This window comes from Pseudomonas fluorescens, assembly GCF_005938625.1.
Lineage (GTDB): Bacteria > Pseudomonadota > Gammaproteobacteria > Pseudomonadales > Pseudomonadaceae > Aquipseudomonas > Aquipseudomonas fluorescens_BD.
This window is the reverse complement of sequence record NZ_VCNJ01000003.1, coordinates 179,700-192,111: the sequence shown is the minus strand read 5'-3', so window position 1 is coordinate 192,111 and position 12,412 is coordinate 179,700. Positions and strand designations below refer to the sequence as shown.

General features: G+C 58.3%; 7 protein-coding genes. All 7 read left to right on the top strand.

Features of this window, described 5'->3' with window-relative positions; genetic code table 11:
- The 7 genes from tssK to FGA82_RS02770 are packed head-to-tail and all read left to right on the top strand — an operon-like array spanning position 1 to position 12,332.
- The gene (gene tssK / locus FGA82_RS02800; protein WP_007920300.1) at positions 1-1,332 is read left to right on the top strand and encodes a type VI secretion system baseplate subunit TssK; all 1,332 of its coding nucleotides are present in this window, start codon (positions 1-3) and stop codon (positions 1,330-1,332) included.
- A gap of 5 nt (positions 1,333-1,337) precedes the next feature.
- The gene (gene icmH, locus FGA82_RS02795) at positions 1,338-2,213 is read left to right on the top strand and encodes a type IVB secretion system protein IcmH/DotU (RefSeq protein WP_016985783.1); all 876 of its coding nucleotides are present in this window, start codon (positions 1,338-1,340) and stop codon (positions 2,211-2,213) included.
- Positions 2,214-2,226: 13 nt separating this feature from the next.
- Positions 2,227-5,766, top strand: a complete 3,540-nt coding sequence (gene tssM, locus FGA82_RS02790; RefSeq protein ID WP_141125944.1) for a type VI secretion system membrane subunit TssM — start codon at positions 2,227-2,229, stop codon at positions 5,764-5,766.
- Complete coding sequence (locus FGA82_RS02785) at positions 5,766-6,494, top strand: PP2C family protein-serine/threonine phosphatase (protein ID WP_038359322.1); 729 nt, start codon at positions 5,766-5,768, stop codon at positions 6,492-6,494. The genes tssM and FGA82_RS02785 overlap by 1 nt, the downstream gene beginning before the upstream one ends.
- A complete protein-coding gene (locus FGA82_RS02780; RefSeq protein ID WP_141125943.1) occupies positions 6,491-7,492 on the top strand; it encodes a serine/threonine-protein kinase in 1,002 nt (333 codons plus the stop codon). The genes FGA82_RS02785 and FGA82_RS02780 overlap by 4 nt, the downstream gene beginning before the upstream one ends.
- Before the next feature lie 28 nt (positions 7,493-7,520).
- Positions 7,521-9,563 carry a type VI secretion system tip protein VgrG gene (locus tag FGA82_RS02775; protein WP_141125942.1) on the top strand — a complete coding sequence of 681 codons (2,043 nt, stop codon included), beginning with the start codon at positions 7,521-7,523 and terminating at the stop codon, positions 9,561-9,563.
- Between the two features lie 51 nt (positions 9,564-9,614).
- Complete coding sequence (locus FGA82_RS02770; RefSeq protein ID WP_141125941.1) at positions 9,615-12,332, top strand: hypothetical protein; 2,718 nt, start codon at positions 9,615-9,617, stop codon at positions 12,330-12,332.
- The last annotated feature ends 80 nt before the right edge of the window (positions 12,333-12,412 follow it).

Here is a 12,412-nt window from a genome sequence, read left to right as displayed (position 1 = left end):
ATGAATACCCATAAAGTCATTTGGCAGGAAGGCATGCTGCTGCGTCCGCAGCACTTCCAGCACAACGATCGTTATTACGATCACCAGATGAAAACCCGCACGCAATTGCTGGGTGGTTACACCTGGGGTTTCCTCAATCTGGAGATCGACCTGCAGTTCCTCAACATGGGCAAACTGGTAATCAGTGAAGCCTCGGGGATTCTGCCGGACGGCAGCCTGTTCGAACTCGGTGGCAACACTGAGCCGCTGGCGCTGGACGTGCCGCCGAACACTGGCAACACGCCGATCTACCTGGCGCTGCCGCTGGTCACTGGTAACCACATCGAGTCGCGCCGTCCGGAGCAGTCCGACGTGCTCGCACGCTACACCGCGTACGACGCCGAAGTGGCCGACTCCAACGCCGGCGACGATTCCGCCAGCCAGGTCAGCTGCGGTCGCCCGGACTTCAAACTGTTGCTCGGCGAGCAGCAGAGCGATCAGGCCTACGTGAAGCTGAAGATCTGCGACGTGCTCGACACCACGCCGGACGGCGTGATCAGCCTCGATCCGGACTTCGTGCCGACCTACATTCAGGCCCACGCCTCCAGCTATCTGCTGTCGTGCCTGAAAGAAGTCATCAGCATGCTCAACCACCGTGGCGACACGATTGCCGAGCGGATTCGCTCCAACGGCAAGGTCGGCGGTGCGGAAGTCGGCGACTTCATGATGCTGCAACTGATCAACCGCACCGAACTGTTGCTGCGCCACTACCTCGGCCTGGAGCAGGTGCATCCGGAAGAGTTGTATCGCACGCTGCTGACTATGCTCGGCGATCTGGCGACCTTCTCCGGCGAAAGCAAACGTCCGCGTCTGGACAGCCGCTACTCCCACGCCGATCAGGGCGGCAGCTTCCGCAAACTGATGGAAGCGATTCGTCAGGTGCTGTCGATGGTGCTCGAACAGCACGCCATCGAACTGATCCTGCAAGCGCGTCAGTACGGCATCATCGTCTCGCCGTTGCACGACCACAAACTGCTCGGCTCGGCGTCGTTCGTGCTGGCAGCCAGTGCCAACTGCGACTCCGAAGAACTGCGCCATCGCTTGCCGGCGCACCTCAAGGTCGGCCCGGTGGAGCGTATCCGCCAACTGGTCAACCTGCACCTGCCGGGGATCAAGGTCAAACCGTTGCCGGTGGCCCCGCGGCAGATCGCGTTCCACTCGAACAAAACCTATTTCATCCTCGAACTCAGTTCCGAAGACCTGGCACAACTCGAGCGCTCCGGCGGTTTCGCGTTCCACGTGTCCGGCGAATTCGCCGAGCTTGAACTGAAATTCTGGGCCATCAGGAACTGACCGACATGATCAAGGAAACGGATTACAACCAGGACGACAAAACCGTCCTGCTCGATCGTCAGGGCCACGGACCGGCATCGAGTCCGCTGACCGACTTCGCCGCGCCGCCGCGTTTCGAGCAACTGGAAGAACGCATGATCTACGCCGCGCGCCTGCGCCCGGCCGAAGCGTTCAACATCAGCCTCAATTCGCTGGTCGCTGCCTCGTCCGAGCTGCTTTCGGAAGTGGTGCGCCTCAAGCACAGCGAAACCCGCGAAGACTTGTACGCACTCAACGAGCGTCTGACTGCCGGGCTGAAACTGTTTGAAGTACGCGCCCTGCACAACGGCGCCGAAAGCAGCCAGGTGATGGCCGCGCGTTACGTGCTTTGCACCGTGGTCGACGAAGCTGTCGTGACCACACCGTGGGGCAACGAAAGCGAATGGTCGCAGATGAGCCTGCTGAGCAGCTTCCACAACGAAACCTTCGGTGGCGAGAAGTTCTTCCAGTTGCTCGATCGACTGTCGAAGAACCCGGTCAAGCACCTGCCGATGCTTGAGCTGATGTACCTGTGCCTGTCCCTCGGTTTCGAGGGCAAGTACCGCGTCCAGGCACGCGGCATGCTCGAACTCGAAGGCATCCGTGACGCCTTGTACCGGCAGATCCGTCAGTTGCGTGGCGACGTGCCGCGCGAGTTGTCGCCGCACTGGGAAGGTTTGAACGATCAGCGTCGCAACCTGGTGCGCATCGTGCCGGCGTGGATGGTGGTGCTGTTCACCTTCGTCTGTCTGGTGGTGATGTATTCGGGCTTCGCCTGGGTCTTGGGCGAGCAGCGCGACACCGTTCTGCAACCTTATCAGCCGCTTGATCCGGCCGCGGTGCAACCGCAGTCGCAGCCGTAAACAGGGACGTGTGATGAAAAAGTTTTTCAAGAAAGTCGGCGCCTTCCTGCGCCAGACCTGGGTCTGGACCTTGCTGCTGGTGCTGTTTGTGGCGCTGCTGGTGTGGTTCGTCGGCCCGTTGTTGGCGGTTGATGACTACAAGTTCTGGGAGAGTGCGACCGCGCGCTTGCTGACCATCGCTGTGCTGTTCCTGATCTGGGGCCTGACCATGGTCTTCGTCAGCTGGCGCAGCGGTATCCGCAAGAAAGCCGAGGAAGAAAGCGAAGACGGCCAGGACCGCATTCGCCGCGAAGAGCTGATCGACGAAGAGCAGAAAGAGTTGAAGGCGCGCTTCAAAGACGCGCTGAAAACCCTGAAGACTTCCAGCCTGTATCGCGGCCGCAGCGAACGCTGGCGCAGTGACTTGCCGTGGTACCTGCTGATCGGCCCGCAGGCCTCGGGCAAGACCAGCCTGCTGGACTTCTCCGGTCTGGAATTCCCGATCAACAAGATCGACCGCAAGCTGACCCGCGACACCCTCGGCACCCGTCATTGCGACTGGTACTTCGCCGACCACGGTGTGCTGATCGACACCGCCGGGCGTTACACCACGCAACCGGATGTGGAAGTCGACGGCGGTGCCTGGACAACGTTGCTGGAGCTGCTGCGCAAGCGTCGTCGCGGGCGTCCGTTGAACGGCGTGCTGGTGACCATTCCGGTGGAAACCCTGCTCGGCGGCAGTGAGCAGGACATCGACACCCTCGCGCGCCAGGTTCGCGGCCGTCTGCAAGACGTGCATCAGAAACTGCACGTCGACGTGCCGGTGTATCTGGTCCTGAGCAAGGCTGACAAGCTGCTCGGCTTCGACGAGTTCTTCGATCAATTGACCCGCGAAGAAAGCGATCAAGTGCTCGGCACCAGTTTCCGCAAGGATCAGGTCGGCACCGACGTCGCTGTGCTGCGCAATGAGTTCGAAGAACTGCTGCGTCGCCTCAACAGCCAAGTGATCATGCGCATGCACTCTGAGCGCGACACTCAGCGCCGTGGCCGCATCCTCGACTTCCCGCATCAACTCGGGCAGATCGGCGAGCGCCTGTGCCTGTTCGTCGACATGGCGTTCACTGGCAACCGTTATCAGCGTGCCACGCAACTGCGTGGTTTCTACCTGACCAGCGCGCCGCACCTGACCCAAGAGATGGATGCAACCACTGCCGGTATAGGCGCCAGCCTCGGCATGAGCGCCGGTGTGCTGCCGACCCTGCGCAGCGGCCGTTCGCGGTTTATCCATCACTTGTTCAGCCAGGTGATTTTCCCGGAATCCGACCTGGCCGGTCTGGACAAGCGCGAACGCAGCCGTATTCATTGGGGCCAACGTGCGTTGTACGTCGGCGCACTGGCGGCACTGGCACTGTTCGGTATGCTCTGGGCGGGCGGTTTCTCGGCCAACTACGAGCGCCTGGAAAACCTGCGCAATCTGGCGCAGAACTGGACGCAGCAGCGCACGGCATTGTCGCCGCGTGATGACGCCATGGGCGTACTGAAAACCCTCGATACCAGCTACGCCGCGACGCAGATCTTCCCGAAGAAGGGCGACGTTTCCTACCACGAACGTGGCGGTCTGTATCAAGGCGAAGACGTCAATCCAGTGGTCAAGGAGGCTTACGAGCGCGAGCTTGAAAAGCAACTGCTGCCACGGGTGGCGACCATGCTCGAAGGGCAGATCCGCGCCAACATGAAGGACCGCGACCGCCTGCTCAACAGCCTGCGCGCGTACCTGATGTTGAACATGAAGGATCGTCGCGATGCCGCGTGGCTCAAGGACTGGGTCGCTACTGACTGGTCGACGCGCTATACCGGCAACACCGCCGTACAGAACGGTTTGAGTGCGCACTTCGATCGCCTGCTGAAGCAGCCGTTTATCTACCCGCTGAACGACCAATTGGTCACTCAGGCGCGTCAGGTATTGCGCAGCGAATCGCTGGCCACCGTGGTTTACCGCGTGCTCCGCGAGCAGGCGCGCAATCTGCCGGACTACCGCTTCAGCCAACACCTCGGTCCACAAGGCTCGCTGTTTATCGGCACCGAATACGTGATCCCGGGGTTCTACACGCAAACCGGTTATCAGCAGTACTTCTCGGTACAGGGTTCGGCGCTGGTCACCGACATCCTGCGTGACAACTGGGTACTCGGCGAAGGCGCGGGCATCAGCGACATGGACTTGCGTCGCCTGATGGTCGAGCTGGAGCAACTGTACTTCCGCGACTACGCCAACTACTGGAGCGAAGCCGTCGGCCAGGTTGCTCTGCCGCCGATCAGCGACGCCGGTGAAGGCGCCGAACAACTGGCGGGCCTGACCTCGGCCAACTCGCCGGTGCTGGCATTGCTCACCGAAGTGCGTGAGAACACCCGCTTCCAGGCCGCTGCAGATCCTGTTGAAGAAGCTGGCGACGCTGCTGATGCGCTGGCTGGGCAGAAGGGCAAACTGGGTAAAGTCGGCAAACTGGCGTCTGCCGTGGCGGACAAGGCTTCGGCCCTGAACGTGGCGAAGACCCTGCCGGACACCGCGAAGAAGTCGCTGCAACGCCGCTTCGAACCGCTGCATCGTTTGCTCGATGACAACAACGGCCCGGCGGCGGATCTCACGCCTGCGCTGAGCGCGCTCAACGACCTGCAACTGCAACTGGCCGGTCTGGCCCGTTCCAGCACGCCGGAACAAGCCGCGTTCGAAATGGCGAAAACCCGCATGAGCGGCCAGCGTGATGCGCTGACCAACCTGCGCAATGCGTCCAGCCGTCTGCCGCGTCCGCTCAGCGTGTGGTTCAACGTGCTGGCCGAAGACTCGTGGCGTCTGGTGCTTAACGATGCTTACCAATACCTGAACGGCCGCTATCAGAACGAGCTGTACAGCGTGTATGGCAAAACCATCAGCAAGCGTTATCCGTTCAGCGCCAGCAGCACCAGCGACGTGGCGATCAGCGACTTCCGCGAGTTCTTCCGCGCTCAAGGCACCGTCGACCGCTTCTTCGACAGCTACATGCGTCCATTCGTCAGCGGCGATCCGGGCAACTACCGCATGCGCAGCGTCGACGGCCACAGCCTGCCGGTATCGAAAATGTATCTGGACCAGATGGCGGCAGCGCTGACGATTCGTCAGAGCTTCTTCTCGATCAACCCGGCCGAGCCGACCGTGCAGTTCAAACTGGAGCCGTACACCCTCGATCCGGCGGTCAGCCGTTCCGAGTTCAAGTTCGGCGACAAGACCATGGAATACCGCCACGGTCCGATCCTGCCAATGTCGTTCAAATGGCCGACCGATGCTGAAGACGGTCGCACCAGTCTGGTCATGGACAAAATGGCCGGGCGCCCGATCGGCATCGAGAAGAACTCCGGCCCGTGGTCGCTGTTCCGCCTGTTCGACCTGATGCAGACCGAGTACCTGACCGGTCGCGACGTGCTGGTGCTGAAAGCCGACGTAGGTGGCCTGCGCGCCAACTACCTGCTGACCAGCCAGCGCACGCCGAACCCGTTCGACATGGGCGTACTGCGCACCTTCCGTATGCCGGTGCAGCTCTGATGCTGGTGGCCAGTGCCTGGCGCAGCGCGGCGCGTACCGACCCGGGCAAGGTGCGGGCGCGCAACGAAGATGCCTTCCTCGACTCGCCACAGCAGGGGCTGTGGGTGGTCGCGGACGGCATGGGCGGTCATCAGGGTGGCGACATCGCCAGCCAGTTGATCGTCGCCAGCCTGGCTGAACTGCCGCAACACGAGGACTTCGACGAACGCCTCAAAGCCATTCGCCAGTGCCTGCACTGGCTGAACCGGCGCTTGGGGCAGGAGTTGACGGTCACCGCCGGGCGCCACGACAGCATCATGGGCAGCACCGTCGTGGCGCTGCTGGTGGAAGGCAATCGTGCGGCCTGCATCTGGGCCGGCGACAGCCGTTGCTACATGTGGCGTGGGCAGCGGTTGTATCAGCTGTCCAAGGACCATTCGCTGCAACAGCAATTGATCGACGAGCAACAAATGAGCGTCGAACAAGCGGCAGCACACCCGGCGGCTCAGGCCTTGACCCGAGCCGTCGGCGCCGCTGAACAACTGACCCTGGATGTCCTCGAACTCGAGGTCTATCCGGGCGATGCGTTTTTGCTCTGCAGCGATGGTTTGTATCAGGGCTTGAGCAGCGATGCCCTCGGCAACGCCCTCAGCCTCAGCGCGCCGCACGTGGCGCTGGAACGTTTGTTCGACGGCGCCCTGCGTGGCGCCGCGCGCGACAACCTGACAGCCGTGGTGATCCGCCAATGACTGAAATCGAATCCTCAGTCGATGACTTGCTGATGAGCGAAGAACAGGCCAACAACCTGACCTACTTCGCCTTCGCCAAGGAAAACAAAGCAGAGCCTTTGCTGGCGCCGACCAAGGCCAGCATCGGTGCACTGCCGGATGTACTCGCCGGTCGCTACCACCTCGAGCGCCTGCTCGGGGCCGGTGGCATGGGCGCCGTTTACCGGGCGCGGGATCTGCTGCACGAACAGTTCGGCGATCCCGAGCCTTACATTGCGCTGAAAATCCTCAGCGAAGAATTTGCCGAATCGCCGGACGCCAGTGCCTTGCTCTACAGCGAGTTTGCCCTGACCCGACGCCTGCGCCACGACAACGTCGTGCGTGCGCACACCTTTGAAGTCGACACCGACTGCCAGCGGGCCTTCATCACCATGGAATACATGCGTGGCCTGACCCTGGACAAATTGCTCTGCGAGCGGCCCCTCGGCCTGCCGTGGAACGAACTGCGCGACATCGTCCTGCCGCTGCTCGACACGCTGGCCTACGCCCACGGTCGCGGCGTGCTGCACGGTGACATGAAACCGAGCAACGTCATGCTCAGCGAAGACGGCTTGCGTCTCTTTGACTTCGGCCTCGGTCAGGCAGAGGAGGGCGTGATGCCCGGCCTGCCGCACCTGAGCCGCGAACGCTTCAACGCCTGGACCCCGGGCTACGCCGCCCCCGAACTGCTTGAGGGCCAACCATTGTCGGCCAGCGCGGACGTGTACGGCGTGGCCTGCGTGATCTACGAACTGGCGGGCGGTAAACACCCGTTCCGCCGCTTGCCCTCGACCCAGGCCCGCGACGAGCACCTGGAGCGCGAACTGCAAGCACCGGCGAACTTACCGAAACACGGCTGGCCAGCGCTGCGAACCGCGCTGAGCTTCGACCCGGCAGAACGCACCATCACTGCCCAACAATTGCGTGACGCCTTGGGCGCCACTTCGTCCTGGCTGCAACGTCTGCGACTTCGGGCGTAACGGATGACATTCGAACAGGGAGCACTTTATGTTCAACCCAGCTAACGAAACCCACTTCAGCCTCAAAGTGGAAGACTACGTCGGCGACCTGCAAGTGCTGTCGTTCACCGGCACCGAAGGCATCAGCCAGCCGTATCGTTTCGACCTCGAACTGGTCAGCGAAAACCCTGATCTGGACCTCGAACAACTGCTGCACAAGCAGGCGTTTCTCGCGTTCGATCCACAAGGCTCGGGCATCCACGGCCAGATCTACCGCGTTGCCCAAGGCGATGCCGGCAAGCGCCTGACCCGCTACAAAGTGTCGATGGTGCCGCAACTGCAATACCTGCATCACCGCACCAACCAGCGCATCTACCAGCAGATGTCGGCGCCGAAAATCATCGCGCTGATCCTCGAAGAACACGGCATCAAGGGCAACGCTTACAGCTTCCAGCTCAGCCAGCCGTGCCCGGATCGCGACTACTGCGTGCAGTACGACGAAACCGACCTGCACTTCGTCCAGCGCCTGTGCGAAGAGGAAGGCATTCACTACCACTTCCAGCACAGCGACAAAGGCCACCTGCTGGTGTTCGGCGACGACCAGACCGTGTTCCGCAAACTCGGTCAGCCAACTGCGTACGTGCAGGGCAGCGGCATGGTCGCCGAAGAACCGGTGATCAAAGGCTTCAAGCTGCGCCTGGAAACCCGCACCAGCCGCATCACACGCCGCGACTACGACTTCGAAAAACCGCGCCTGCAAATGGAAGCAGCGTATAAGCCGGACGGTGAAAGCACGGAGCCGGATCTGGAAGACTACGACTACCCGGGCCGCTTCATCGACCGCGCCCGTGGCAAGTTCCTCAGCCAGCGCGCCCTCGAACGCCACCGCGCCGACTACCGTCAGGCCGAAGGCCGTGGCGACCAGACCAAACTGGTCAGCGGCCACTTCATGGAAATGTCCGACCACCCGCGCACCGAGTGGAACGACCTGTGGCTGCTCACCGAACTCTTCCACGAAGGCAAGCAGCCGCAAGTCCTCGAAGAAGGCGTGACCAGCGACACCACCGACAACAAGGACGACTTCCACCAGGGCTACCGCAACACCTTCCTCGCCACCCCGTGGGACGTGTTCTACCGCCCGGCCCTCGAACACCCGAAACCGCGCGTACTCGGCAGCCAGACCGCCATGGTCACCGGCCCCAAAGGCGAAGAAATCCACTGCGACCAATACGGCCGCATCAAAGTCCAGTTCCACTGGGACCGCGAAGGCCTCGCCGACGACAAAACCAGCTGCTGGCTGCGCGTCTCCAGCTCCTGGGCCGGCGACCGCTACGGCGCCATCAGCATCCCGCGCATCGGCATGGAAGTCCTCGTCACCTTCCTCGAAGGCGACCCCGACCAACCGCTGGTGACCGGCTGCCTGTATCACAAGGAAAACCCGGTGCCGTACGCCTTGCCGGCGAACAAGACTCGCAGTGTGTTCAAAACGCTTAGCTCGCCGGGTGGCGGTGGGTACAACGAACTGCGCATTGAAGACAAGAAAGGTGCCGAGCAGATCTACATTCATGCCCAGCGTGATTGGGATGAAAACATTGAGCACGACCAGAAGATTCGGGTCGGCAATGAACGTCATGACACGGTGGTGAAAAACACCTACACCGAGCTGAAGGCTGAAGAACACCGCACCACCATCAGCGATCGCAAAGTTGAAGCGAAGCTGGATGATCACCTGACAATTGGGCAGAACCAGCATGTGAAGCTGGGCACGGCGCAGCTGACCAGTGTGGGGAAAGAGATACACCTCAAGGCTGGGGACAAGATTGTTATTGAGGCCGGGACGGAGCTGACCATCCTTGGGGGGGGGAGCTTTATCAAGCTGGATGGCGGTGGGGTTACGGTGGTTGGGCCGGTGATCAAGATCAATGCCGGTGGTTCTGCGGGGGCGGGGACTGGCATTGGTATCAAGCCGCCAGTGCTGCCGGGGGCGGCGGATAAGGATAAGGCGGGGAGTTTGATGGATCAGGCGTTGTTGAATGCGTCTGAGGAAAAGATCAAACGCAAACCGAAGCGCATGCTCAATTTTTCCGGGTAAGACATCGACGGCAATCCAAGCCACCAGGGATCAGAATTCAGGTAATTGGTAATGACAGAGACAACGAACAAAATTCAAAAATGGTCGTATCCCCTGAAAGTAGGGACAGCTGAAGCGACCGATCCGCAGCAGTTTTATAAGGCTTTAGCTAAAGCGAAAGATGGTTACTACCCATTGGGGGCTAACGGTCTTTGGCATGGTGGCGTTCACTTTGATGAAGCTTCGGGATTGGTGAAGGATCTGACGGAGGTCAGATGCATCGCTGATGGAGAGGTAGTAGCGTATCGCATTGACGAGAAATACCCGACATCTGATTTTGGCTCGACGCCCTCGGTTTATTCGACTGGGTTTGTGCTGGTAAAGCATCGCCTTGAGCTCCCGGCACCTCCTGCGCCTGCATCCGGGGCGGCTCCTGCAAGCACGCCGGGAGCTGGGCCAAGCCTGACGTTTTTCAGTCTTTACATGCATCTTCTCGACTGGGATGGGTACAAGGCAAACCCAGCACTCGCTAGGCCAGGTTTTTGGGGTAAAGGCCTTTACCAAGTGAAGGAAAATCTTCGAACCAAATCATTAGGGCTTCGGGTTCGTGAAGGAAACTCGTCACACACACCCATCTTGGCCGTACTACCTCGCGGAACGACCGTTCTCACAAAACCGGCACCGGCCACACAGCAGTGGGTGGAACTTGTCAGCGCAGATCCTGAATTTCCAGGATTGGCACCTAATACCGGATGGGTATACAAAGGCCAAATGAAGCCATTGGGAGGAGAGCGCTATTTTGTAGGAGAGGACGCAAAAGATGCTCCCCCCGACCAAAAAACTGGAGCCACCGTTCGCGATAAAACTAGCAACGGGCTACCGATCTCGTTCCTACCATCGGGTGTTCAGATCAGGATCAGCGATGAGCAAGCGGAAAAAAAATATCGCAAGTTGGTGGAGGTCGTCAGCGGACAGCCCTCTCCTTTTTTAAAGGCCGATAGTGATGGGAAAATACCTGGATTTGTATGGCTAGATGATTTGGAAGCGAAGAGCGAACCACATACCCCTATTGGGCAAGTAGTGCCACTGGCTCAGAGTTTCAAAGTCAAGGCCGGGGAGGTTTTGGGGCATGTCGGAAAATACCAAACTCACGCAGACGCGGCCTCCAAAAATCTTTTTCATCTCGAAGTTTTCAGCTGTGAGGACGTGAAGTCTTTTGCCGGTAAAAGCCAAGAAAAGGCTGTCGGCCTGCCCGCCGCAGAAAAGACATTAGTCAAGATACCTGCGGGCACGTGGCTAGTAACCCATGCTCAAAGCATGAATGCCACCAACCCTCCTAAAGCAGCAGATCCAGGTAATAAAGTGGGATATGACTTCTATATTCCTGTTGGAATGCTTGAGGCGTTGCCCGTGGAAAAGAAAATCAAAGAATCTGTTGTGATGGGGACGTCAACCTCAACCACTTACTGGTGGCGTCTAGATGGTCTATTAGGCGACAAAGACGGTAATGGAATTGATGGATGGTTTGCAGAACCCGACATCGTGCTCTCGCGGCACTCTCCTTTTGAATGGAATGGATTCACCTTTATTGATGAAACTACGAGCAATGTCGATCATCTTGCAGCTTTTCTTCATGCGCAAGAGGACCTCAGTGAAACCGAGCGTGAATCTTATCTGCCGAATGTAGCGGCCGCTCTCGCTGGCTCAGTTAACGAAACGTTGTACAAAATTCTCGACAGGAATGGCGATAAAAAACTGGCGCCGTCAGAGATCGCAGAAGCGCTCGGAAAACCATGGTTCTCCCAACCCATATCGCAAATGGTGACGCGCTATGAGAATGAGTGGGACTACAAAAAAGAAAGCTGGGATGCTTTGGATGAAATTATTGGTCATAGTGAATCTGATCCTCATAAAACGTGGGTCGAGGAAAAGGCGAGAATTGAGAAATTAAGTTGGTGGGCAACATTAGTTGGGCAGAATGGAATAAGTTCCGAGACTAGCGTGCAACATATTCATCCTATCGGCTTGGTTTCAAATTTTTTGACGATAGCGTTGCCTAGCTCTTGTAAGAAGTGCGGTAAGAATATCGCGTTAACGCCACAATTTATGAGAAAGATTGTGGCTTCCTCGGTTTCAGATGCGTTCGTTGAAAGCTTTGCTGAAGTCGCTAATGTACAGTTTGCAAAGTATGGGATTACTACGTGTACGCAGGTGGCCCTGATATTAGGACAGGGGAAGCTTGAGACTGGAGAGTTCAAGAAGTTCAGAGAGAGTTTGAATTATTCTCGTGCAACCTTTACAGCTGCTAGTTTGTATGCTTTGGCGACAACAGCGATTAATGTTGGATTTACCCGTAAGGGATTGAATTATAATCAGCAGCAGAAACTGCAGTATATAGATGATCATTTGTTGGGTAATGACCCGGCGTATGGTAAACACAGTTTTGGTAGTAGTGATTATCCTGATAATGACTATCGAGGGCGCGGGCTTTTGCATTTGACTCATTACGAAACTTACAAGAAATGTGCAAACGATATAGGTATGAGGATCGATGCAAATCCATTGCTGGTTGAAACAGATGTGTATGCGATTGTTGCGTCAGGTAGCTGGTTCTGGAAAGATAAACATATTGGGCTTATTGCAGATGATAGTTCGCTGGATATTGACTTGAAGATCCGGAAGGTCACAAGGGTTATTAATGCTGGTTTGGATAAACTGAACCTTAGGAATTCATATAGTAAAGAAATTATAGAGATTATAAATACTGATTTTGGTGGGTGTGCAGGATGACAATTAAAAATAGATTGCGCGTATTTTTTTCTGCTTTTCTTTTTTGGAGTTCGTACGCTGTTTCTTGCGCAGCTCCTGGG